Genomic DNA, 21506 nt, shown 5'->3' with positions numbered 1-21506 from the left:
GCGACCCGCGGCCGGTCAGGCGTCGACGGGGTCGGCGTCGTCCACGCCGGGGATGGCCTTCTCCCCGGTCGCGAGGCGGGAGTGCTTGCGCCCGTAGAAGACGTAGACGAGCAGTCCGATGACGAGCCAGATGAGGAACCGGATCCAGGTCTCGACGGCCAGGCTGCTCATGAGGGCGACGCAGGACACGGCCGAGACGATCGGCAGCCACGGGATCGCGGGAGTCCGGAACGGCCGCTTCATCTTCGGCTTCGTACGTCGCAGCACGGCGACCGCGATCGCCACCACCACGAACGCGAAGAGCGTGCCGATGCTGACCATCTCGGCCAGGGTGGCCAGCGGGACGAACGCGGCGAGGATGCAGACCACGATCGTGGTGAAGATGGTGATCCGGAACGGCGTCTTGAACTTCGGATGGACCTGACCGACCGACGGGGGCAGCAGGCCGTCGCGGCACAGCGCGAAGCCGATCCGGCCCATGGCCACGATGTCGACGAGGATCACCGAGCTCAGACCACAGACCGCAGCGATGCCGATCACGACGTTGGCCCAGCCCATCCCGACCTGTTTGAACGCGTCCGAGATCGGCGCGCCCTCGGACAGGGCGGTGTACTTGACCATCCCGGTGAGCACCGCGCACACGGCCAGGTAGAGGACCGTGCAGATGACCAGGGTGCCGATGAGGCCGCGCGGCATGTCCTTGGCGGGGTCCTTGGTCTCCTCGGCGAGGTTGGCCACCGCCTCGAAACCGCTGTAGGCGAAGAAGACCACGGCCGTCGCGACGAGCACGCCGGTGAGCCCGTACGCCGTGGCGTGCGACCCGGAGGCCCACTGCCACAGCGGCTGGGACAGGCCCGACTTGCCGGAGGTGTCCGGGCGGGACGGCGGGATGTAGGGCTTGTAGTTGGCGGCCTTGACGAAGAAGATGCCGACGACGATGACGAAGACGCAGATCGACACCTTGATCGCGACCAACGCGTTGGTCACCCACTTGGATTCGCGGATGCCGACCGCGGCGATCACGCCCAGGACTGCGGCGATGAACACGGCGCCGAGGTTGACGACCGAGTGCTCCTCACCGAAGAACGCCTGCGGCAGGTTGAACGACGACTGCAGGTATCCGGACCAACCGCGCGCGACCACCGCCGCGCCCAGGGCGAACTCCAGGATCAGGTCCCACGCGATGATCCAGGCGAAGATCTCACCGATCGTCGTGTACGCGTACGTGTAGGAACTGCCGGCGGTCGGCACCGCCGCGGCGAGCTCGGCGTAGCAGAGCGCCGCGAGCATGCTGATGACCCCTGCGATCGCGAAGGAGATCACCACCGCCGGACCGGCGTGGTTCTTGGCCTCCACTCCCGTCAGGGTGAAGATGCCGGTGCCGATCACGATGCCGATCCCGAAACCCATCAGGTCCCGGGCGCCGAGGCTCTTGCCGAGCCTCGCGTGGTGGTCCGCACCGCCCTCGTCGTTCTGGTGGATGACGGTCTCGACATCCTTGGTCCGCACCAGCGTGGAGAATCCCATCGCCGGAGCGTAGCGAGGATGTTCAGGAATTGCTCAGGCTGGAAACGCCCGAGGGCATTCGTGCCTCAAACGAGACGTTCCTTGGGTGAGCTCGTCTTACCGGCGTCCTTCTCGGGGAGCCCACCCAGCGCCTCGTCGATCGAGGTGAGGACCTCGGGTGCGAGGGTGACGCCGGCGGCGCCTGCGTTGTCGGTGACCTGCTCCGGCTTCGACGCGCCGATGAGGGCGGCTGCGACGTTGTCGTTATGCAGCACCCAGGCGACCGCGAGCTGTGCCATCGAGAGATTCTGGTCCTTGGCGATGGGCACGAGTTTCTGCACAGCCGTAAGGGTTTCGTCGTTCATGAAGCGCTTGATCATGTCGGCACCGCCCTTCTCGTCGGCGGCGCGGCTGTCCGCCGGCGGCTGCTGGCCGGGCTGGTACTTGCCGGTGAGAATGCCCTGCGCGATGGGGGACCAGACGATCTGGGAGATGCCCAGCTCCTTGGACGTGGGCACGACCTGGTCCTCGATGACCCGCCAGAGCATGGAGTACTGCGGCTGGTTGGAGATGAGCTGGATGCCGAGCTCCTGCGCGAGCTCGTGCCCGGCCCGCAGCTGCTCCGCGGTCCACTCACTGACCCCGATGTAGAGGGCCTTGCCGGACCGCACGACGTCGGCGAACGCCTGCATCGTCTCCTCCAGCGGCGTCTCGTGGTCGTAGCGGTGCGCCTGATACAGGTCGATGTAATCGGTGCGCAGCCGTCGCAGCGAGGCGTCGATCGAGTCGCGGATGTGCTTGCGGGACAAGCCGGTGTCGTTGTGCTTCTTCAGACCCGTCGGGAAGTAGACCTTGGTGAAGATCTCGATCCCCTCGCGGCGTTCGCCGGCCAGGGCCCGGCCGAGCACGCTCTCCGCGGCGCCGTTCGCGTAGACGTCGGCGGTGTCGAAGGTGGTGATGCCGGCGTCCAGGGCCGCGCGCACGCACCGCACCGCCATGTCGTCCTCGACCTGGGAGCCGTGGGTCAGCCAGTTGCCGTAGGTGATCTCGGAGATCTTCAGTCCGCTGTTGCCGAGGTATCGGAAGTCCATGTTTGCGACCGTAGTCAGTTAGTCCGGATGACGCGCCCCCGGGGAGGGCGGCGGGCTCTGCGGATCCGGCCTCAGCCCTGCCCTTCGTCGACGATCCGCCACCGTTGCGCGTCCGTGTTGCGCCCCAGGTAGTAGGACACCATGTGATCGCCACCCGGCAGGCCGTCGTCCCAGTGATGGAACTGCCCGCGGATGTCGACCTCGACGACCTGCTTGAAGCTGGTCACCGAACTGCTCGGGACGTCCTTTCCGCTGTAGACGGGAGTGACGTGGGTGACGTTCAGGTGCCGGATCGAGGGGGCGTCGAACCAACCGTGGTCCTCGATGCGAGGACCGCGCAGCTGGATCGCGTTCGCCGTGGAGTAGTCGCGGTCGTTGATCGCGCGCACGTAGGTGCGGATCACCGTGGCGGGCGAGGCCTGCGCGCCGGGCAGCGCGACCGTCGTGTGCGGTGCGTGCACGAAGCCCGCCCCGGCGGTCGCAACCGCCACGACCCCTGTCGCCCCTGAGATCCACATCGTCCACCGCATACCGCGAAGTATGGCGTCGCAGGCAGGTCGGTGGGGCGAAATGTGACAGGGCGCCCCCTGGTCGAGGCGCTGATCCTCCTAGGCCCGGTCGTGGAGGGTGACCTGGTAGCCGTCGGGGTCGGCGAACGTGAAGGTGCGACCGAACGGCCCGTCGATCGGTGCCGTGACGATCGTGTGGCCGTCGGCGGCGAGCGCGTCGTGGATGGCCTGCACGTCGGTGGCGTGGAGCCAGATTGCGGCGCCGATGCCGGGTTGCGCGACGGACGCGAGGTCGGTGCCGGGAACGACGTCTCGTAGGGCGAACGCGATCGGCGTCGTATCGAAGACGACGGCATGGGGAGGGCCGGCTGGGGAGCGGACGAGACCGAGGTAGTGCTCGTAGAACGCCTGGGAGGCAGAGAGGTCTCGTGCCTGGAGGGAGATGAAATCTGGGCCGGTGACGGGCATGTGATCTTCTTCCTGTTCGTGTCAGAAGACTGACATAGGAGAAGCTATGTCAGAATGCTGACATGAGTCAAGACGGACCCGGCATCGACCTGAAGACGTCTCTGGGTTACCTGCTCAAGGAGACCTCGAGCGCCCTTCGCGCCGAGATGGAGGCGGTGCTGCGGCCGCTGGGGATGACCGTGACGCATTACTCGTGCCTCGAGTTGCTTGCACAGCGTCCGGGCCTGTCGAACTCCGCGCTCGCACGGGGCGCGTTCGTGACGCGGCAGTCGATGAACGTGCTGCTGCAGGCCCTGGAACGTGACGGCTACGTCACCAGGCCGGCGGAGGCCGCTGTGGGAAAGGTCCTTCCCGCGCGGCTCACGCCACGTGGTCGGCGGAGCCTCGCGAAGGCGACCGCCGCAATCCGGTCCGTTGAGGTCAGGATGCTGAGTGGTCTGACGGCGGACGAGCAGTCCGACGCACTCAGGATCCTGCGCAGCATGGTCCGGTCACTGCGTGAAGCCAACGGCGCCGGGTGAGTCACTCGGCGCAGGTCAGACGGCCCCGCCGGTGAGCTCGGCCTCGATCCGGCTGAGGAGGATGTCCAGCCCGGCACCGAACTCGGCCTCGAACCGGTCCTCCGTCAGACCTTCCCGCAGGCGGTGGATGACGGGGTATTCGTCCGGGTCGACGCCGACGAGCTCGCCGGTGTCCTCGCCCACAGCCGCGGCGATCTCCTCCCGTTCACCGGTGGTACGGGTGGGGCTGATGGACCCCGGGACGGGGTCGGTCGGGTCGACCGGATCGTGGGTCCCGCTGTCGTCGCCGGCTTGGAAGGATCCGTCGCCCGGTCGGGGGTCGTAGATCACCATGGCACTCGTCTCCAGCAGGAGGTGGCCGAGAAGGAAGCTGTTGAAGGAGCGGTAGGTGAACAGCACCTGTTCATCGGTGAACCCCGCCTCCGACAGGTGCTGCAGCAGCGTCTCGATCCAGCGCAAGGACCGCAGCGGGGGGTTGATCCACGGTGCACTCGGTGGACGTGTCGCGACCAGCGGGAACGCGTGGGGGTGGGCGCGCGCGTACCGGCGCACTCCCCACGCCAGGCCCGCCAGATAGGACCGCCAATCGGTCTCGGTGGTGGCTCTCGGAATATCCGGGTCGTGATCGAGCTCGTTCACGATGTGGTCCACCACCGCGTCGAACAGGTCCTCGCGGTTCTCGACGTACCGGTACAAGGCCATCGGTTGCACGCGCAGGCGGCGCGCCACAGTGCGCATCGAGGCGGCGGCGATGCCCTCCTCGTCGATCATGGCCACCGTCGCCGTCACGATCTGTCCCAGGGAGAGCCGCCGCCGTGCGCCAGTGCTCGAACCGTCCTTGAGTTGTCTCACCACACCACCTGACCTTTGCAGGTCCATCCTGCTCCGCGGTGTGCTGGTCCGGTCTCGATTTGGGATCAGGCCTCCCCGACGACCGTTCGCCCGTTCGCGGCACGGCAGCGACAACGCTTGTGTACACCGTACGCTTTTCCGTATACGGTGTACACAACGACTCGTCGCCCCAGACCTGGTGATGGTCATGCGGCAGCAGGCAGCCGACCGATCGTGGCCGAACGCCGCACCGCCGAAACATCGAGACCTCTCGTGAACATCCACAGCTATCGAAGGCAGCAGCCATGACAGACACCCACGCCGGCTCGTCGGCCGGCACCGCGAAAACCCCCACCTCGGCGAAGCCTGCCTCCAGCAAGAGCAGTTCGGAGGTATCCACCCGCGAGGCCGACAGCCCGCTGGTGACTTCGCAGGGCAGTACGTCCATCGCCGACACGGTCGTGGCGAAGATCGCCGGCATCTCCACCCGCGAGGTGTCGGGAGTGCATGCCCTCGGTGGCGGAGCGGCACGGGCCGTGGGCGCACTGCGCGACCGGATCCCCGGGTCACGCACCAACCACTCCCAGGGCGTCACGGTGGAGGTCGGGGAGCGGCAGGCCGCGGTCGACGTCGACCTGGTCGCCGAGTACGGCGTCGCGATCGTGGACCTTGCCGCAGGTGTACGCCGCAACGTGATCTCCAGTGTCGAGCAGATGACCGGGCTGGAAGTGACCGAGGTCAACATCACGGTGCACGACGTGTTCCTGGACGACGGATCCGACGACGACGATTCGCAGCAGCAGTCGCGTGTCGAGTGACTGTGCTGAGCCGCAGGGCGGCTCGGCACAGATCGCCGACGTCATCACGGACGCGGTGCTGGCCACGCCTGGTGTGCACGGCCTGCATGCGGGGGCGTTCGGTGAGGTCGCGACCTACCTGCCCGGACGTCGCGTTGCCGGGGTCCGCACGTTGAACGACGGGTACGACGTGCACATCGTCCTCGCCTGGGGAGCCACGGCCATGACCACGGCGCAGGCTGTGCGGACCGCCGTCCAACGGGTCGCACCCGGCCGGGTGGACGTCACCATCGAGGACGTTGCCGCTGCCGACGACCAGGGTCGATGAACTCCGACGCGGACCGCACCCCAGATCACGCTGCGGCGCGACGTGCAGTCGCGCGTCGGTTGCACCCGGATCTGGGGGGCGACCCGCAGGAGTACCTGGCCGCAATGGCACTGATCGACCACCAGTTCGGTGTCGTCTCCGGTGCCCCGCATGCTGCGGGTCACGGGCCTGTGCCCGACATCGTGCGCCACGGGCGTCTGTCGTCGGTGCGCGGCAACACCCGCCGAGCAGTGCGCACGATGCGCCGGATCCTTCCCGCCGGGTGGCCAGGGTCGCGCCGGTACGGCCGGCTATGACCCCCACACCCGTTCAGCACCACCGAACTCTCCTAAGGAGAACTCTCATGACACGCTCCGCTCTTGGACTGCTCGCCGGACTGCTGATGGCGATCGCGATCGCGATCGACGGCTTCACCGGTTTCCTGCTCGCTCTCGTGCTGGGTGTGATCGGCTACCTCGTCGGCGCCCAGGTCGACGGCGAACTGGACTTGGCGGCGTTGGTCCGTGGCAAGCGTGAGTGACTCATCTGCGGGGGGCGCCGTTCAGGAGTCGGCCGCCCGCACCTCACCGAAAACCTCCGAGCAGGCCAGCGAACCGTCGACCCGCGGCATCTTGGATGTGCGCTCTGCCGCCATCGAGCACCTGGCCGAACACATCGCCGCCGACGTAGCCGGCACGGTGAACTACCGCTCCAACATGGACAAGCTGCGTGGCCGCGGATATCCGCACGCCGAGGTGAGCATTCGCGGTGCTTCCAGCTGGATCACCCTGGACATCGCCGTGGCCTGGCCCGGAGTGGTCGAGGACATCGCCTCCACTGCTCGCGATCAGGTGCGCACGGAGACCACCCGCCTGTCCGGCAGCGACGTACGTCGTGTGGACGTCACCGTGCACGTCCTCACCGCCGACCAGGTCGGCGCACCGGAACGGAGGGTTCGATGAGTACCAAGAACACGCCCCGCGCCACGCCCGTGGCTGCGGCCACCGGCCTCCTGGTCGCTGTCGCCATGATCGCCCTTGCTGTCATCGGAATCCACGATCTTTTCGTCACCCAGGGCTGGGCCACCGGGCACGCCTGGGCCCGCGGCGCCATCGACGGCGTCAACCACTCCACCCGGGCCGACTGGGTCGTTCCGCTGGCCGTGATTGCTCTCCTGGTCGGGGTGCTGCTGCTCTATGTCTCGTTCAAACCGCGCCGATCCACCCATCAGCTGGTGCCCGACGAGGATGAATCCGCCGACGTGTGGATCGCTCCGGCAGCGCTCGGTCGGCTGGCCAAGGCCGCCGGCGAGGACGTACCCGGGGTGCTGCAGGCGCACTCGAAGGTGTCCCGTCGCCGTATCCGGGTCCGCTTGCACACCACACCGGGTATCGAGCAGGACCAGATCGCCCAGACCGCCACGGAGCAGATCCACGACCGCATCGGTCAATTGAGCGACCTGCCGGTGAAGGTCGACATCCGGGAGGTCACCGCATGAGCCGCGCGCCGTACAAGCTCGACCGCCTCGCCACCATCGTCATCGCGCTGTTACTGATCGCGCTGGGGCTGGCGCTCATCGACTGGCGCTACCACCTGGTGCTGCACGGCTACTCCCGTCGCATCTCGCTGGGATCGCTCCCGAACTGGGCGGCCACTAGCTGGTGGCCGTGGGCTTTCGCAGTGGCCACGTTGATCCTGGGCCTGATTGGCACCTGGTGGCTGCTCGCGCATCTGCGCAACACGACGACGAAGCAGACGAAGATGCCCCAGAGCGACCCTCACGGGACGATCACCTTGGACACCGCGTCTTTGGCGTCCGCAGTGGCGGACTCGTTGCAGAAGTCCGGCCCGTTCACGTCCGTGAAGGCCAGCAGCAGCCAGGCCGGCGCCGCGACCACCGTGCTGGTCACCGCCCATCTGGACAAGCATGCGGACGGCACCAGCATTCACGAGGCGACACAGGCCTTGCAGACGCAACTGCGATCCGCGTTCCCCGACCAGGGCGTCACTGCACGCGTCCTGCTCGACCAGACCCGTTCGCCCCGTAGCGAACGGAAATCCGATGCATCCGCCCGGGTGCACTGAACACCACCCATCAAGGAGATCTCATGGGACTGATGGACAAGGCCAAGCACGCCGCCGAGGAACTGCAGGGCAAGACCAAGCAGAAGGCCGGTGAGGCGACCGACGACAAGAGCCTGCAGGCCGAAGGCCAGGCGGACCAGGGCAAAGCATCGGCCAAGAAGGTCGGCGACAACGTCAAGGACGCGTTCGACAACTGACCCACGCTGCAGCTCGACCCTGCGGGGGTTCGCCGGCGACCCCGGTCGCGGACGACCCCTGCAGGTGTCGTGGGACGCGCCAGCCGACGACTGGGGCGTGAGCCTTTCCCTGCTCGGCGGCCGTCATCCCGCAAGCCCTGTGTCGAGGCGGGCCGACGGCTGACCGCCGCCTACCGCGCAGACGTCAGGCGGACAAGGAGGCGGGTGGCTATTTGATGATGGCGTCGACGGTCTTCTTCAGGGCCGAAGGCTGGGCGGGGGATCGGGGCGCCTTGTCCCGCATGTCGGCCATCTGAGCGCCGATGTCCTGCAGCGTCTTTCGGCTCAGTCCCGCACGCACCTTCGGGAACCAGTCGTTCTCTTCCTCATCGATGTGGTGGGAGACGTTCTCGATCAGGACGGTGGTCTTGGCGTCGAATCGTTCGTCGGAGGGCTGCATCGCGAACAGCTCCGTGCACAGCACGTCCGCTACGTGGTGCTCCTCGTAGGACTCGAGCACGTCGTCCTCGAGGTCGGGCAGCAGCTTGCGCACCTCGGGGTACATGACCTCGTTCTCCAGGTAGGTGTGCACCGTCAGCGCCTCGATGATCTTGGTGACGAGGTCGCCCTTTGTCTTCGTGGCGTTCTCGCCGGCACCTTGGAAGTCCCGGAACAGCTTCTTGATGTGCTTGTGGTCGTCTTTGAGTAGAACGATGGCATCTGAGCTCATGAAGCGATCTCCTTGTGACGAGCACGCCGGTGGACACTCGGTCTTGTCACCGACGATAGTCGGCCGGTAGGGCGCTGGGGGGAGCTCGGCTGCCCGCGCGGCCCGGCGGAGCGCAGGCGGGTGGTGTGGCGCGGGCAATGGGTGAAACCGGGATGAAACCACCGTGAAAGCGCGGCTCCCTAGGTTCGGCGACATGTCCACCGAGCTCGCCCGTCATCCTGAGGAGGCCGCCATGACGAACACCACGTCCCCTGCAAACACCGCCGACATCGCCATCAAGACGCCGGCGCCGCAGTCGCACACGTACTCGTCGCTGCGCGCGGCGTGGATCCCGCTGGCCGCGCTGTGCCTCGCGTTCTTCGTCGAGATGGTCGACAACACGCTCTTGTCCATCGCACTGCCCACGATCGGTCGCAGCCTCGGCAGCGGCACCACGGCGCTGCAATGGGTCACCGGCGCGTACTCGCTGACCTTCGGCGGACTGCTGCTCACCTCCGGGTCGATCGCCGACCGTCTGGGTCGGCGCCGGGTCCTCCTGGTCGGGCTCGCGCTCTTCGGCGTGCTCAGCCTGGGAGTGATCTTCGTCGAATCGACCGGGGAGCTGATCGTGCTGCGGGCGGCGCTCGGCGTCGCGGCGGCGGCGATGGCGCCCATCACCAACTCCCTCGTCTTCCGCCTCTTCGACGACAAGGCGCTGCGGATGCGCGCGGTGACCGTGATGATCGTCGTCGGGATGTCCGGCTTCATCCTCGGCCCGCTGCTCGGCGGCACCGCCCTCGCGCACGTGCGGTGGGAGTGGCTGCTGGTCGTGAACGCCCCGATCGCGCTGATCGCCTGCATCGGCGTACGTCTCGGAGTGAGCGCGGACCGGCCCGAGGACCTGACCAAGGACCGGCTCGACCTGCCGGGAGCGGCCCTCAGCATCACGATGATCGGACTGGCCTGCTACTCCCTGACCAGCGGCGTGCAGCACGGATGGCTCTCGGTGGTCACCCTCGCCTCGATCGTCGGCGCGCTCGCCGCCGGCGTCACCTGGGTGTGGCACGAGCGCCGCACCGTCGCACCGATGCTGGACCTGTCGATCATGTCCAACGGCACCGCCCGCGGCGCCGTGCTCGCCCAGATCGGCACCTCCATCGCGATGGCCGCGGTCCTCTTCGGTCTGATCCTGCACTTCCAGTACGCGTACGGCTGGAGCCCGGTCAGGGCTGGTCTCGCGAATCTGCCGATCATCATCACGATGATCGCGGCCACCCCGCTGTCGGAGTGGCTGGGCAAGCGCTTCGGCCACCGCATCGCCTGCCTCGTCGGCGCCGTCTGCCTGACCCTCTCCCTGGTGGGCCTGTCCTGGGGCGTCAGTCACGGGTACGCCCCCATCGCCGCCTCGATGGTCCTCATGACGATCGGACTGCGCACCGTGATGACCATCTGCGCGGTCGCCCTCATCGATGCGATGCCCGCCAACCGCACGTCGGTCGGCGCGGCGCTCAACGACAGCGCGCAGGAGGTCGGTACGAGCGTCGGCACCGCGATCGTCGGCACGCTCATCGCGGCGCTCGTGACGGCTCAGCTGCCGGCCGGCACCTGGAGCAGCAGTCTGGTGGCGTCGTTCTTCCACGGTGAGCGCATCACCTACGCCGTGCTGGCGGCGGTGGTCGGCGTCATCGCCATCGGGGGCGCGCTCACGCTCACCGATTCCCACGCGGTGGAGGAGAACTGACGGGGGATCCCCCTCCGCCGACCCCGGTCACCGCAGGCAGGATCACCTGCCTGCGGTGACCTCGTCGCGTGCGTCGACGAACGCCTGCACGCAGGTGCGCACGTCGTCTTCACTGTGCGCGGCCGACAGCTGGACGCGGATGCGCGCCTTCCCCTGGGGTACGACGGGGTAGGAGAAGGCGATCACGTAGACACCGCGTTCGAGCATGGCGTCGGCGACCTGCGCGGCCATGCGCGCGCCCTCCTCGCCCGGGAACATCACCGGGACGATCGGGTGCCCACCGGGCAGCAGTTCGAACCCTGCGCCGGTCATCAGCTCGCGGAAGAGGGAGGTGTTGCGCCGCAACGCCTCTCGCTGCTCGGTGGAGGTCGCGGCGAGTTCGAGCGCCTTCAGCGAGCCGGCCACGACGCTCGGCGCCACGGCGTTCGAGAAGAGGTAGGGCCGCGAGCGCTGACGGAGCAGGTCGACGATCTCCCGGTGCGCGGCGACGTACCCGCCGGAGGCTCCGCCGAGGGCCTTGCCGAGGGTGCCGGTGACGATGTCGACCCGGTCGAGCACGCCCTTCAACTCATGCGTCCCACGTCCGCCGTCGCCGACGAAGCCCACCGCGTGCGAGTCGTCGACCATCACGAGGGCGCCGAACTCCTCTGCCAGGTCGCAGATCTCGTCCAGCGGCGCGTAGTACCCGTCCATCGAGAACACGCCGTCGGTGACAATGACCGTACGTCGGGCGCCCACCTCGCGGGCCGCCTGCAGCTGCGTGCGCAGGTCGGCCATGTCGGCGTTCTGGTAGCGGAAGCGCTTCGCCTTCGACAGCCGGATGCCGTCGATGAGCGAGGCATGGTTGAGCGCGTCGGAGATGATCGCGTCCTGCGCCTCGAAGAGCACCTCGAAGGTGCCGCCGTTGGCGTCGAAGCAGGAGGAGTAGAGGATCGCCGCCTCCTGGCCGACGAAGTCGGCGATCCGGCGTTCGAGCTCGGTGTGCTGGGACTGCGTGCCGCAGATGAAGCGGACGGACGCCATCCCGAAGCCCCACTCCTGCAGGGCGGCGGTCGCGGCCGCGACGATCTCGGGGTGGTCGGCCAGCCCGAGGTAGTTGTTCGCGCAGAAGTTCAGCGCGTCGCCCTGCTTGGTGCGCACGTGCGAGGACTGCGCTGAGGTCAGCTCCCGCTCGTGCTTGGTCAGCCCCGCGTCCTCGATCTCGGCGAGGGTCGCGGTCAGGGCGTCCTTGATGTCGTACATCGATGTCTCCTCGGGCGGGGTGAGGGAGCGACGCGGTGGCGTCAGCTCCAGTCCATGACGACCTTGCCGCACTGCCCGGACCGGGCGGTGTCGAACGCTTCCTGCCACTGCTCCGCGGGGAAGCGATGGGTGATGACCGACTGCAGGGCCTGCGCGAGCAGGTCGGAGGACTGCAGCATCGCGCTCATGGCGTACCAGGTGTCGTACATCTCGCGGCCGTAGATGCCCTTGATGGTGATCATGTGGGTGATCACCCGTCCCCAGTCGATCGGGAACGGCCCGGCGGGCAGTCCCAGCATGGCGATCCGGCCGCCGTGGTTCATGTTGGCGAGCATCTCCTCGACGGCCGCCGGATGGCCGGACATCTCCAGGGCGATGTCGAAGCCCTCGCGCATCCCGAGGTCGCGCTGCGCGTCGGCGATCCGCTCGCGGGAGACGTTGACCACCCGGTCGGCACCGGCTGCCTTGGCGAGGCCGAGGCGGTAGTCGCTGATGTCGGTCACGACGACGTTGCGGGCACCCACGTGCTTGGCGATCGCGGCGCCCATCACGCCGATCGGGCCGGCCCCGGTGACGAGGATGTCCTCTCCCGCGATGGGGAAGGACAGCGCGGTGTGGGTCGCGTTGCCGAACGGGTCGAAGATGGCGCCCACGTCGGGGTCCAGGTCGTCGGGTTGCACCCACGCGTTGGTCGCCGGGATGACGACGTAGTCGGCGAACGCGCCGTTCCTGTTGACGCCGATGCCGATCGTGCGGATGCACAGGTTGCGACGGCCGGCACGGCAGTTGCGGCACTCACCGCAGACGATGTGCCCCTCGCCGGAGACGCGCTGACCCACGAAGACGCTGGTGACGTTGGCGCCGACCTGCACGACCTCGCCGAAGAACTCGTGGCCGATGATCTGGGGCACGCGCAGCGTCGCGGCGGCCCACTCGTCCCACTGCTCCAGGTGCAGGTCTGTGCCGCACAACCCCGCCCGCAGCACCCGGATCTTGACGTCGTCGGGGCCGCAGTCCGGTTCGGGGGCATCGATCAACTCGAGGCCAGGAGCAGCAGTGGTCTTGGCTAGGGCACGCACGGATAGGAAGTATGCCCCCGGCGTCGCTAGGCCAGGCAGCCGCGGTGGGGCACGCGGACGACGCGTCACCATCGCGCCGAACGGGTATCGCAGGCACATGAGCGAACAACGGCCGGTCGCTGCCGACCTTCCCCCCGGATCGGTCCGCAGGCTCGGTAGATGGGCTGTCGGCAACAGCAACGGCGAGGACTTCGCGGTGTCCCGCCGGTGCCGCCATCAACTTGCCGACCTGAGCGAGGGGCACGTGGACGCCGAGGGCTGCCTCGTGTGCCCCTGGCACCAGAGCCGGTACGACGTCGTCACCGGGGCGATGGTCGCCGGACCGCGCGGCTTCCTCGGCTACCACGGCAGCACGCCGGGCTATACCGGCCTCGTGCTCTCCTACGGCCGCCGGCTGAAGCTGCGGGTACGCCGGCTGGTGCGTACGGCGAACGGCCTGGAGGTCCGATGACCCGGGTCCTCGTCACCGGCGCCAGCGGCAACATCGGCACTGCGCTCCTGCGCCGCCTGGCCGACCGGGAGGACGTGCAGGTCGTCGGACTCGCGCGGCGCCCGCCGCCGCCCGAGCCGCCCTACGACGACGTGCGCTGGCACCGCGTCGACCTCGGCGACGACAACTCGCAGGCGGCGTTGGAGGAGGCCATGGTCGGCGTGGACGCGGTGGTGCACCTCGTCTGGGCGTTCCAGCCCACCCGCCGGCCGGTCTACCTGCACCGCGTCGGCGTGGGGGGCACGAAGGCCGTGCTCACCGCGGCGCATGCGGCCGGCGTCGACCACTTCGTGCACATGTCCTCCGTCGGCACCTACGCACCCAAGGCGAGCAACGTTCCGGTCGACGAGTCCTATCCGCACTCGGGGATGCCGACCTCGCAGTACAGCTCGGACAAGGCGGCCGCCGAGACTCTGCTGGACGCGTACGGGCGCGAGCATCCCCAGGGGATGACGGTCACCCGCATCCGCCCGGGCATCGTCATGCAGCGGGACGCGGGTGCCGCGCTCGACCGCTACGGCCTGCCGGCGTACTTCCCGGTGAAGCTGCTGCGGTACCTGCCGCTGCTGCCACTGGATCGCCGATTCGCCATCCCAGTGGTGCATTCGGACGACGTGGCGGACGCGCTCGTGCGGGTGCTGGACCAGAGCCGCGGCGGCGCGTTCAACCTGGCGGCGGACGAGCCGCTGACGCGGGAGATCGTCGCGGACGTCCTCGGCGCCCGCGCGGTGCAGATGCCCGCCCCGATGCTGCGCAGCCTCGTATCGGGCAGTTGGCGAGCCAGGCTGCAGCCGCTCAGCCCCGGGTGGATCGACCTCGCGTTCGGCGTGCCGTTGCAGGACTGCGCACGCGCCCATCACGACCTGGGATGGCGGCCGAGCGCCGATCCACATCGCGCCCTGTCGGACGCCGTCGCCGGGATGACCGGCAACGTCGGCACGAGCAGTCCGGCACTGCGGCGGGAGTCCCTGCCGCAGCGGTTGCGCACCCTGGTGACCGAGGGGCCGGTGAGTCGGCGCAAGCGGTCGTGACCTCGCGACGACGGCTGCCGGCGGGTCGCGACGGACACCGGCAAGTCGCGAATACGGCGACTGACGAACGCGTTCGTGGTCACCCCATTAGCACCGCGCGGGGTGCCGGTCCGGGCCGAAATGCCCGTGACGTGAGGGTCGATCCCGAGGCATGCTCGGTGCAATGCCGGTCAGCAGCAACCCCATCTCGGTTCGACGTATCACCAGCGACGACCTCAGTCCGCTCTTCGGATGGCGTGGCACGGAGCCCGTCGCCTGGGTCGACGACCTTCGGCTTCGGCGCGAACTGGACAGCCGGAACTACCGGCCTGAGTGGGCCTGGGTAGCGGTGCAGGACGGCGCGGTGATCGGTCGGGCCCTGTGGTGGGGCGGGGAGACCGCGGAGCGGCCCACCACATTGGACTGTCTCCTGCTGCGCGATGCTTCTGATCAGCCGGAGCAGGTGGGTGCCGCTCTCATCGCACGGGGGATTGAGGCGTTCGGTCCCGGTTCGGCGTTGGAGTTCAACGTGGATGTACCCGCAGCTTGGGCCGACGACCCTGCTGCCGTCGCGGCCGTGCGGTGGCGCGAGCACGCTGCCAGGGCAGGCGGCTTCTCCCGGACGACCGAGCGGGTCAGCTACCGCCGTTCGGGCGCTGATCCGCGGCCGGCCCGATCCACTCGGCTGCGGTTCGAGGCTGCGCCCGACGCCACGTTCCGCACGATGTTCGCCAGGGTGGCCGACGGCACCCTGGATGCCCACACCCTGCACATGGTCGCCGACGAAGGCGTCGAAGCGCTCGCCGACGACGACCTGCAGTTCTACCTTTCACTGCCGGGCGAGCGTGCGTCCTGGCGGGTGGCCGTGGTCGACGGCCGGACGCACGTCGGTTTCATGATCCCCACGAGAACGGCGTACGACGCGAGCATCAGCTATCTCGGGATCCTCCCGGAGCACCGCGGAAACGGGTACGTGCACGACGTCCTCGCAGAGATGGTGCACGTGCATCACGACGACGATCAGGACCAGATCGTGGGTACGACGGACGCAGCCAACACGCCGATGCGCGCGGCCTTCATTCGTGCGGGCTTCCACGTCACTCGACGACGGATCGTCCACGAGCAGTAGGCGCTGCGCACATTGACCTATTTAATTGTATGACGTACAACTGTTGTTATGACTACAACCGATCGAACGAGCGCGACGGTATCGAGATCTGTTCTCCTCATCGGAGCTTCTCGGGGTCTGGGCCACGCCCTGGCACAGGAGTGGGCACGTCGCGGATGGCACGTCGTTGCGACCGTCCGCGATCCGAGTTCGACGACGCTGCCGGCGGCCGATGGACCGTCCGGCAGCATCGAGATCGAGACGGTAGACGTGACGGTGCCGGAGCAGATTGACGCCCTGCGCGGGCGGCTGGCGGACCGCACGTTCGACGTCCTCTTCGTCAGCGCCGGGGTCACCAACCGGCCGGAGGGGACCGTCGCGCAGACGAGCACGGAGGAGTTCGTGCGAGTGATGGTGACCAACGCGCTCAGCCCGTTGCGGGTGATCGAGACCCTGCAGGACCTCCTGACGCCGACCGGCACCATCGGGGTGATGTCCTCGGGCCAGGGCAGCGTGACGAACAACGAACGCGGCGGCCACGAGGTCTACCGCGGCAGCAAGGCCGCACTCAACACGTTCATGCGCAGCTACGCAGCGCGTCATGAGGGAGAGGACCGGACCCTGGTGCTCATGGCGCCGGGGTGGGTGAAGACCGAGATGGGCGGCGAGGACGCGCGACTCGAGGTGGGGGAGAGCATCCCCCACGTGGTGACCACGATCGACGATCTCGGCGGCCGACCGGGCCTGCACTACGTGGACTACCTGGGTCGCACGGTGCCGTGGTGACAGCTGCGAAGCAGGCGGGTGGCGATCGTCCGGCCGACCCGGCGGCGTACGCCTGGGCACTCATGCAGCAGTTCGTGAGTGCTCAGAACCGGCACGAAGAGCTTGCGAAGGCCCTGGGATTCGGTCTCGGCGCCGGGCGCGGGAAGGTCCTGTTCCAACTTCGGCATGGACCGTCGACGCTCTCGCAGATCGCCGATGCCCACGGTTTCGATGCTCCCTACGCGACGCTGGTGGTCGACAAACTGCAGGCTCATGGGCTGGTCGAACGCAGACCTCACCCCGAGGACGGACGGCGCAAGCTCGTCGCTCTCACCGACGAGGGGCATGCCGCGGTCGCCACCGCCGACGCGATCCTCCTGCGTACGCCGCATGCCCTCTCGGAGCTCGACGGCGACGCGGTCCGGCGCCTCGCAGGCCTTCTGGAGCGTCTGTGAGAACGACGACACGGAGGACAGTCACGTTCGGGGCGGCGCCCGGGCGAGAGGTTGGATGAGGGGCGTGCTGCCGCTCGACGACCTCGGACACCCGCTGGAGCTGACCGGGCCCGCCCGCCGGGTGGTCTCGCTGGTGCCGTCGCTGACCGAGACCCTCGCTCTTGCGCGTCCGGAGGCAGTGGTGGGCGCGACGGACTGGTGCACGCATCCCCCCGATCTCGACGTACGCCGGGTGCGCGGCACCAAGAACCCCGACCTCGCCGCGATCCGCGCGCTGCGTCCCGACGTGGTGGTGGCCAACCGGGAGGAGAACCGCGAACTCGACGTGCGGCGGCTGCGCGCCGCGGGGATCGCGGTGTGGGTCACCGAGATCGCAGACCTGCCGGGCGCGCTGGGATCTCTCGGCCGGTTGTTCGCGGCACTGGGTTGGCCCCGGCCGGAATGGCTCGCCGAGGCCCGCGAGGTGTGGTCCGCCCCGGCGACGTTGCCGGCCGTGAGTGCCGCGATCGCGGTCTGGCGCGACCCGTGGATGGTGGTCGGGGGCGGGACCTTCGCCGGTGACCTGCTGCACCGGCTCGGCCCGGTCAACGCGTACGCCGACGCGCCGCGCTATCCGCACGTGGACGTGGCCGAGATCGAACAGGTCGCGCAGCTGGTCGTCCTGCCCGACGAGCCGTACGCGTTCGATCCCGACGACGGGCCCGAGGCGTTCGCGGTGCCGACAGCCCTCGTCTCCGGCCGCGCGCTCACCTGGTACGGCCCGTCGCTGACGACCGCGCGCCGGGAGCTGACCGACGCGTTGCTGCGGGCGATGCCCGAGGGCTGACGCCGAGGAGGAAAACGCCGCCGGCTGTCGGACCCCCGTGCCACAGTCGGCGGATGGACAAAGTCGACAACGCACAGATCCGCGCCGCGGGGATCGATGACTGGCGCAAACTCGCCCAGGCGCTGCATGCCCGTTACGCCGTCCCCGACTACGCGACCGCCGCGAAGTTCATCGCCGCGGTCGCCGATGCGGCCGAGTCCGCCAATCACCATCCGGACGTCCGGCTGACGTACGGCGTGGTGGACCTCTCGCTCGTCACCCACGAAGCCGGGCTGTGGGTGACGCAGAAGGACCTGGACCTGGCCCGGGAGATCAGTCGGATCGCCGCCGAGCACGGCCTGGCGGCGCGCCCCACCGAGGTCGCGCAGCTGGAGCTGGCACTCGACACCGCCGATGACGACCGCGTCGGGCCGTTCTGGTCCGCGCTGCTCACCGGCAGCCCGGACAACCGCATCTACGACTCCGTCTTCGACCCGACCGGACGAGTACCGAGCATGTGGTTCCAGGGCACCGACGAGCACGAGACCCCCCGGCAGCGGTGGCATTTCGACCTCTGGCTCGCTCCCGAGGTCGCCTCCGGTCGGATCGCCGCCGCCGTCGCCGCGGGCGGCGTGGTCGTCGACGAGGAGGAGGCGCCGGCCTTCACGGTGCTGGCCGACCCGGACGGCAACAGGGTGTGCATCTGCACGATCAGCGGACGGGACGGCTGAGCACGACGGGGAGAAACGGATGTGACCTGAGTCTCATCCGGAGGTGAATGGCGCGTTACTCTCCGGTAATGACGAGACGACGCATCGGTCAGGTCTGCGCGGGTATCGCCCTGGTGGGCGGTATCGGCGTGGCGCAGACGGCGCCCGCGCAGGCGGCGACGCCCGCCTATCCGATCGGCGGTTCCGCCACGGGGTACGCGAGCTGGGTGTCCACGCCCGATGCCAACCCGCCGGGCGTCAACGTCCCGTGTACGCCGAGCGCCGCGCATCCGCGTCCGGTCGTGCTGCTGGAGGGCACCACCTCCCGCATCACGCACTCGTTCGCCAGGATCGGACCGCTGCTGGCCGACCAGGGTTACTGCGTCTACGGCCTGAACTACGGCGACACCGATCTCACTGCCTCCACCGGCGGTGTCATCGGCGCGGTCGGCGACATCCCGACCTCGGCTCGTCAGGTGTCGGGGTTCGTGGACAAGGTGCTCGCGCAGACCGGTGCCGCGAAGGTGGACATCGTCGGATGGTCGCAAGGCGGCGGCCCGCTGCCGCGCTACTACCTGCAGAACCTCGGCGGCGCATCGAAGGTCGATTCGCTCATCGGCCTGGCGCCGTCCAACTACGGCACGACCTTCTTCGGGGTGCTCACCCTGGTCGGCGCCGTCCAGAACGCCACAGGCGTCGACCTGCTGAACGCCTCCGGTGCTCCCGCGTTCGACCAGCAGCTGAACACCTCGCCGTTCACCAAGTCACTCAACGCGAACGGCGACACGGTGCCCGGGGTGCACTACACCGTCATCGAGACCCGGCTCGACGACGTCGTCACGCCGTACACCAACGCGTTCCTCAAGGGGCCTGGTGCGACGAACATCGTCCTGCAGCAACAGTGCCCGCTCGACGCCACGGACCACCTCGGAATCATCTACGACAACAACGCGATTCAGGATGTGCTGAACGCGCTCGGCCCGCGCGTGCCGAACTTCAAGCCGTCCTGCCAGGCGGCGCTAGCGCTCGTCGGGACGCCGGGGCTGGGGGGCCTCCCGAGGTAGTTCGCCGCGGATGCCTTGCGCGTCGCGCCGGGGAGGGCCACGGTGGCCGAAGACCCCACGACGACGTGCGGGGACGACCTGGATGGAGCAACCGTGGCCAAGAAGTTGATCAACGACCCGCTCGAGGTGGTTCGGGAATCGATGGAGGGAGTGGTGCTCACCCAACCGGGCACCGCGATCCTGCGCGATCGCACCATCGTGGTACGTCGTGACCGTCTCAGCCACGGGCCGAACACCGCACTCCCGGTCGCCCTCATCTCCGGTGGCGGCGCCGGGCACGAACCCGCCCACGCCGGATACGTCGCGAGCGGGATGCTGACCGCCGCGGTGAGCGGCGGGGTCTTCTCCTCCCCGAGTGTCGACGCCGTCCTCGACGGGATCCGGGCGGTCACCGGCACCGGCGGTGCGTTGCTGATCGTGAAGTCGTACACCGGCGATCGGCTGAACTTCGGGCTGGCGGCCGAGTTGGCCCGCTCCGAGGGGTACGACGTGCGGATGGTCGTCGTGGGGGACGACGTCGCGCTCGCCGACGACGACGAGAACGCGGGACGGCGCGGCCTGGCCGGGACGGTGCTCGTGCACAAGACCGCGGGCGCCCTCGCAGAGCAGGGCGGTTCGCTGGACGACGTCACCGCGGCCGCGCAGGCCGTCGCCGCCGGTGTCGGCACCATGGGACTGGGGTTGACTCCGTGCGTGGTGCCGGGGTCCGACGAACCCGGTGCGGACATCGCCGAGCACGGGGTCGAGCTCGGCCTGGGCATCCACGGCGAGCCGGGCGTGACCTCCATCGACATGGCGCCGGCGGACGACCTGGCCGGCCGACTGGTGGACGGCGTGGTGCAGGACCGTGGATACGAGTCCGGTGCCCACGTCGTGGCGCTGATCAACTCCACCGGTGGCACCCCGCCGATGGAGTTGGCGATCGTGTCCAGAGCGGCAGTTAATCTGTTGCAGCAGAGAGGAATTCGAGTCGACCGGATCTATCAGGGCCTGGTGATGACCAGCCTGGAGATGGCGGGATGTTCGATCTCGCTGCTGGCGACCGACGTGCACCCGGATCTGCTCGCACTCCTGGATGCGCCGACGGCATCGATCGGTTGGCCCAGTCGAGGCGCCTCCGACGCGCCGGGCCTGGTGCAGGTGGAGCTGCCTGCCGCCGCCTGGAGCCCACAGGAGGAGGAAGGCGTCGACGACAGAACCTGCGCGGCTGGGATCGAGCGGGCCTGCAACGCGCTGCTCGCGGCCGAGGAGGAGCTGACTCAGATGGACAAGGTCGTCGGCGACGGTGACCTCGGGACCGCGTTGGCCCGCGGCGCCCGCTCCTGGTTGGGGGAGCCGCAGACCGGGGACGCGCGCCATCAGCTCCGCGCGCTCGCGGCCGTCGTACGCCGTGAGGTCGGCGGGACGTCGGGGCCGTTGTACGCGGCGGGCCTGTTGCGGGCGGCCGAAGCCGTGGGAGCAGAGGGTGACTGGGCGGCCGCGCTGCAGGCAGCCAGTGAGGGTGTGCAGGAGTTGGGTGGCGCGAAGCCGGGTGATCGCACGATGGTCGACGCCCTGGCGCCCGCCGCGGCCGAGGCCACCGGCGGGCTGGCGGCTGCGCAGGCGGCTGCCCGCCGAGGCGCTGACGGCACGACGTCGCAGGTGGCCCGCCGCGGGCGCTCCAGCTATCTGGGCGATCGGGTCAAGGGCCATCCGGATCCCGGCGCGGTCGCGATCACGGTCTGGCTGGACGCGCTCTCGGACTGACGGCGGCTCCTCCCACCGAGCGGAGGGGTCCGATCTCGAGCGGAGTGGTCACGTCCCCTCCACTCGGCGCCGTACCGCTCCGCTCGACGTGGGGTGTCCGGATCGTGGACGGGGGATGGTCACGGTCGATCACGACGCCTAACTTCGCGTTATGCATTCGATAACTCAGCGTGGCATCGAGGATCTCTCGACCGCTGACCTCCCGAGGAGCCGGGGTGTGTCCGGGCGCGTCGACCGCGCCCGCGGCATGTGTCCCACCGGGGGTCAGCTGCGCGCCGAGTGTTGTCGCGG

General features: G+C 68.9%; 27 protein-coding genes. 19 read left to right on the top strand and 8 right to left on the bottom strand.

Features of this window, described 5'->3' with window-relative positions:
• Positions 1–15: 15 nt before the first annotated feature.
• The 4 genes from J4030_RS07860 to J4030_RS07845 all read right to left on the bottom strand — a co-directional run bounded on the left by J4030_RS07860 (position 16) and on the right by J4030_RS07845 (position 3574).
• Positions 16–1527, bottom strand: a complete 1512-nt coding sequence (locus J4030_RS07860; RefSeq protein WP_208048654.1) for an APC family permease — start codon at positions 1525–1527, stop codon at positions 16–18.
• A 65-nt stretch (positions 1528–1592) separates the two neighbouring features.
• On the bottom strand, positions 1593–2597 hold the full coding sequence (locus J4030_RS07855) for an aldo/keto reductase family protein (protein WP_208048653.1): 1005 nt from the start codon (positions 2595–2597) through the stop codon (positions 1593–1595).
• 71 nt (positions 2598–2668) lie between these two features.
• Complete coding sequence (locus J4030_RS07850; RefSeq protein ID WP_208048652.1) at positions 2669–3127, bottom strand: hypothetical protein; 459 nt, start codon at positions 3125–3127, stop codon at positions 2669–2671.
• A 78-nt stretch (positions 3128–3205) separates the two neighbouring features.
• Complete coding sequence (locus tag J4030_RS07845) at positions 3206–3574, bottom strand: VOC family protein (RefSeq protein ID WP_208048651.1); 369 nt, start codon at positions 3572–3574, stop codon at positions 3206–3208.
• Positions 3575–3636: 62 nt separating this feature from the next.
• Between J4030_RS07845 and J4030_RS07840 the strand changes: the two genes are divergently transcribed.
• Positions 3637–4095: a MarR family winged helix-turn-helix transcriptional regulator gene (locus J4030_RS07840; RefSeq protein WP_208048650.1), complete on the top strand. Its 459-nt coding sequence runs from the start codon at positions 3637–3639 to the stop codon at positions 4093–4095.
• Positions 4096–4110: 15 nt separating this feature from the next.
• Here the strand turns inward: J4030_RS07840 and J4030_RS07835 are convergent, their stop codons facing one another.
• Entirely contained in the window at positions 4111–4947 is an 837-nt protein-coding gene (locus J4030_RS07835) for a TetR/AcrR family transcriptional regulator (RefSeq protein WP_208048649.1), read from the bottom strand.
• A 284-nt stretch (positions 4948–5231) separates the two neighbouring features.
• Between J4030_RS07835 and J4030_RS07830 the strand changes: the two genes are divergently transcribed.
• From J4030_RS07830 to J4030_RS07795, 8 genes are read left to right on the top strand one after another with little or no spacing between them, the layout of a single operon-like run.
• Positions 5232–5744, top strand: coding sequence for an Asp23/Gls24 family envelope stress response protein (locus tag J4030_RS07830; protein ID WP_208048648.1), 513 nt, complete (start codon positions 5232–5234; stop codon positions 5742–5744).
• On the top strand, positions 5734–6051 hold the full coding sequence (locus tag J4030_RS07825) for a hypothetical protein (protein WP_307864609.1): 318 nt from the start codon (positions 5734–5736) through the stop codon (positions 6049–6051). The genes J4030_RS07830 and J4030_RS07825 overlap by 11 nt, the downstream gene beginning before the upstream one ends.
• Positions 6048–6347 (top strand): hypothetical protein, encoded by a 300-nt coding sequence (locus tag J4030_RS07820; RefSeq protein WP_208048647.1) that lies wholly within the window; start codon positions 6048–6050, stop codon positions 6345–6347. Before J4030_RS07825 ends, J4030_RS07820 begins: the two co-directional genes overlap by 4 nt.
• A 47-nt stretch (positions 6348–6394) precedes the next feature.
• The gene (locus tag J4030_RS07815) at positions 6395–6571 is read left to right on the top strand and encodes a DUF2273 domain-containing protein (RefSeq protein WP_208048646.1); all 177 of its coding nucleotides are present in this window, start codon (positions 6395–6397) and stop codon (positions 6569–6571) included.
• The gene (locus J4030_RS07810) at positions 6564–6992 is read left to right on the top strand and encodes a hypothetical protein (protein ID WP_208048645.1); all 429 of its coding nucleotides are present in this window, start codon (positions 6564–6566) and stop codon (positions 6990–6992) included. The genes J4030_RS07815 and J4030_RS07810 overlap by 8 nt, the downstream gene beginning before the upstream one ends.
• Positions 6989–7528 (top strand): DUF6286 domain-containing protein, encoded by a 540-nt coding sequence (locus tag J4030_RS07805; protein WP_208048644.1) that lies wholly within the window; start codon positions 6989–6991, stop codon positions 7526–7528. The genes J4030_RS07810 and J4030_RS07805 overlap by 4 nt, the downstream gene beginning before the upstream one ends.
• Positions 7525–8115 (top strand): alkaline shock response membrane anchor protein AmaP, encoded by a 591-nt coding sequence (amaP, locus tag J4030_RS07800; RefSeq protein ID WP_208048643.1) that lies wholly within the window; start codon positions 7525–7527, stop codon positions 8113–8115. Before J4030_RS07805 ends, amaP begins: the two co-directional genes overlap by 4 nt.
• Before the next feature lie 23 nt (positions 8116–8138).
• Positions 8139–8312 carry a CsbD family protein gene (locus J4030_RS07795; protein WP_208048642.1) on the top strand — a complete coding sequence of 58 codons (174 nt, stop codon included), beginning with the start codon at positions 8139–8141 and terminating at the stop codon, positions 8310–8312.
• A 208-nt stretch (positions 8313–8520) separates the two neighbouring features.
• Here the strand turns inward: J4030_RS07795 and J4030_RS07790 are convergent, their stop codons facing one another.
• Positions 8521–9021, bottom strand: a complete 501-nt coding sequence (locus tag J4030_RS07790) for a hemerythrin domain-containing protein (protein ID WP_208048641.1) — start codon at positions 9019–9021, stop codon at positions 8521–8523.
• Between the two features lie 232 nt (positions 9022–9253).
• Between J4030_RS07790 and J4030_RS07785 the strand changes: the two genes are divergently transcribed.
• Complete coding sequence (locus tag J4030_RS07785; RefSeq protein WP_208048640.1) at positions 9254–10741, top strand: MFS transporter; 1488 nt, start codon at positions 9254–9256, stop codon at positions 10739–10741.
• Positions 10742–10783: 42 nt separating this feature from the next.
• Here J4030_RS07785 and J4030_RS07780 read toward each other — a convergent pair whose 3' ends face one another.
• Positions 10784–11983 (bottom strand): glycine C-acetyltransferase, encoded by a 1200-nt coding sequence (locus J4030_RS07780; protein WP_208048639.1) that lies wholly within the window; start codon positions 11981–11983, stop codon positions 10784–10786.
• Positions 11984–12024: 41 nt separating this feature from the next.
• The gene (gene tdh, locus J4030_RS07775; protein WP_208048638.1) at positions 12025–13062 is read right to left on the bottom strand and encodes an L-threonine 3-dehydrogenase; all 1038 of its coding nucleotides are present in this window, start codon (positions 13060–13062) and stop codon (positions 12025–12027) included.
• A gap of 97 nt (positions 13063–13159) precedes the next feature.
• Between tdh and J4030_RS07770 the strand changes: the two genes are divergently transcribed.
• From J4030_RS07770 to J4030_RS07730, 9 genes are all read left to right on the top strand, one after another.
• Positions 13160–13513 (top strand): Rieske (2Fe-2S) protein, encoded by a 354-nt coding sequence (locus tag J4030_RS07770; RefSeq protein WP_208048637.1) that lies wholly within the window; start codon positions 13160–13162, stop codon positions 13511–13513.
• Positions 13510–14583, top strand: a complete 1074-nt coding sequence (locus tag J4030_RS07765; RefSeq protein ID WP_208048636.1) for an NAD-dependent epimerase/dehydratase family protein — start codon at positions 13510–13512, stop codon at positions 14581–14583. Before J4030_RS07770 ends, J4030_RS07765 begins: the two co-directional genes overlap by 4 nt.
• A gap of 163 nt (positions 14584–14746) precedes the next feature.
• Positions 14747–15691 (top strand): GNAT family N-acetyltransferase, encoded by a 945-nt coding sequence (locus J4030_RS07760; protein WP_208048635.1) that lies wholly within the window; start codon positions 14747–14749, stop codon positions 15689–15691.
• Positions 15692–15739: 48 nt separating this feature from the next.
• Positions 15740–16456, top strand: a complete 717-nt coding sequence (locus J4030_RS07755) for an SDR family oxidoreductase (protein WP_208048634.1) — start codon at positions 15740–15742, stop codon at positions 16454–16456.
• Entirely contained in the window at positions 16453–16890 is a 438-nt protein-coding gene (locus J4030_RS07750; RefSeq protein WP_307864608.1) for a MarR family transcriptional regulator, read from the top strand. Before J4030_RS07755 ends, J4030_RS07750 begins: the two co-directional genes overlap by 4 nt.
• A gap of 55 nt (positions 16891–16945) precedes the next feature.
• Entirely contained in the window at positions 16946–17716 is a 771-nt protein-coding gene (locus tag J4030_RS07745) for a helical backbone metal receptor (RefSeq protein WP_208048633.1), read from the top strand.
• 53 nt (positions 17717–17769) lie between these two features.
• Positions 17770–18426: a 4a-hydroxytetrahydrobiopterin dehydratase gene (locus J4030_RS07740; RefSeq protein WP_208048632.1), complete on the top strand. Its 657-nt coding sequence runs from the start codon at positions 17770–17772 to the stop codon at positions 18424–18426.
• A 68-nt stretch (positions 18427–18494) separates the two neighbouring features.
• Entirely contained in the window at positions 18495–19469 is a 975-nt protein-coding gene (locus J4030_RS07735; RefSeq protein ID WP_208048631.1) for a triacylglycerol lipase, read from the top strand.
• Between the two features lie 93 nt (positions 19470–19562).
• The gene (locus J4030_RS07730; protein WP_208048630.1) at positions 19563–21215 is read left to right on the top strand and encodes a dihydroxyacetone kinase family protein; all 1653 of its coding nucleotides are present in this window, start codon (positions 19563–19565) and stop codon (positions 21213–21215) included.
• The last annotated feature ends 291 nt before the right edge of the window (positions 21216–21506 follow it).

The sequence above is a fragment of the Allobranchiibius sp. CTAmp26 genome, assembly GCF_017565405.1.
In the GTDB taxonomy this organism is placed as follows: Bacteria; Actinomycetota; Actinomycetes; order Actinomycetales; family Dermatophilaceae; genus Allobranchiibius.
Note: the sequence above shows the minus strand (reverse complement) of the source record. Positions and strands in the feature narration are given on the sequence as shown.

Excerpts from the sequence above, each read along its gene's own strand:
- J4030_RS07860 (WP_208048654.1), bottom strand. The coding sequence starts at position 1,527 with ATGGGATTCTCCACGCTGGTGCGGACCAAGGATGTCGAGACCGTCATC.
- J4030_RS07855 (WP_208048653.1), bottom strand. The coding sequence starts at position 2,597 with ATGGACTTCCGATACCTCGGCAACAGCGGACTGAAGATCTCCGAGATC.
- J4030_RS07850 (WP_208048652.1), bottom strand. The coding sequence starts at position 3,127 with ATGCGGTGGACGATGTGGATCTCAGGGGCGACAGGGGTCGTGGCGGTT.
- J4030_RS07845 (WP_208048651.1), bottom strand. The coding sequence starts at position 3,574 with ATGCCCGTCACCGGCCCAGATTTCATCTCCCTCCAGGCACGAGACCTC.
- J4030_RS07840 (WP_208048650.1), top strand. The coding sequence starts at position 3,637 with ATGAGTCAAGACGGACCCGGCATCGACCTGAAGACGTCTCTGGGTTAC.
- J4030_RS07830 (WP_208048648.1), top strand. The coding sequence starts at position 5,232 with ATGACAGACACCCACGCCGGCTCGTCGGCCGGCACCGCGAAAACCCCC.
- J4030_RS07820 (WP_208048647.1), top strand. The coding sequence starts at position 6,048 with ATGAACTCCGACGCGGACCGCACCCCAGATCACGCTGCGGCGCGACGT.
- J4030_RS07815 (WP_208048646.1), top strand. The coding sequence starts at position 6,395 with ATGACACGCTCCGCTCTTGGACTGCTCGCCGGACTGCTGATGGCGATC.
- J4030_RS07805 (WP_208048644.1), top strand. The coding sequence starts at position 6,989 with ATGAGTACCAAGAACACGCCCCGCGCCACGCCCGTGGCTGCGGCCACC.
- amaP (WP_208048643.1), top strand. The coding sequence starts at position 7,525 with ATGAGCCGCGCGCCGTACAAGCTCGACCGCCTCGCCACCATCGTCATC.
- J4030_RS07795 (WP_208048642.1), top strand. The coding sequence starts at position 8,139 with ATGGGACTGATGGACAAGGCCAAGCACGCCGCCGAGGAACTGCAGGGC.
- J4030_RS07790 (WP_208048641.1), bottom strand. The coding sequence starts at position 9,021 with ATGAGCTCAGATGCCATCGTTCTACTCAAAGACGACCACAAGCACATC.
- J4030_RS07785 (WP_208048640.1), top strand. The coding sequence starts at position 9,254 with ATGACGAACACCACGTCCCCTGCAAACACCGCCGACATCGCCATCAAG.
- J4030_RS07780 (WP_208048639.1), bottom strand. The coding sequence starts at position 11,983 with ATGTACGACATCAAGGACGCCCTGACCGCGACCCTCGCCGAGATCGAG.
- J4030_RS07770 (WP_208048637.1), top strand. The coding sequence starts at position 13,160 with ATGAGCGAACAACGGCCGGTCGCTGCCGACCTTCCCCCCGGATCGGTC.
- J4030_RS07765 (WP_208048636.1), top strand. The coding sequence starts at position 13,510 with ATGACCCGGGTCCTCGTCACCGGCGCCAGCGGCAACATCGGCACTGCG.
- J4030_RS07760 (WP_208048635.1), top strand. The coding sequence starts at position 14,747 with ATGCCGGTCAGCAGCAACCCCATCTCGGTTCGACGTATCACCAGCGAC.
- J4030_RS07755 (WP_208048634.1), top strand. The coding sequence starts at position 15,740 with ATGACTACAACCGATCGAACGAGCGCGACGGTATCGAGATCTGTTCTC.
- J4030_RS07745 (WP_208048633.1), top strand. The coding sequence starts at position 16,946 with ATGAGGGGCGTGCTGCCGCTCGACGACCTCGGACACCCGCTGGAGCTG.
- J4030_RS07740 (WP_208048632.1), top strand. The coding sequence starts at position 17,770 with ATGGACAAAGTCGACAACGCACAGATCCGCGCCGCGGGGATCGATGAC.
- J4030_RS07735 (WP_208048631.1), top strand. The coding sequence starts at position 18,495 with ATGACGAGACGACGCATCGGTCAGGTCTGCGCGGGTATCGCCCTGGTG.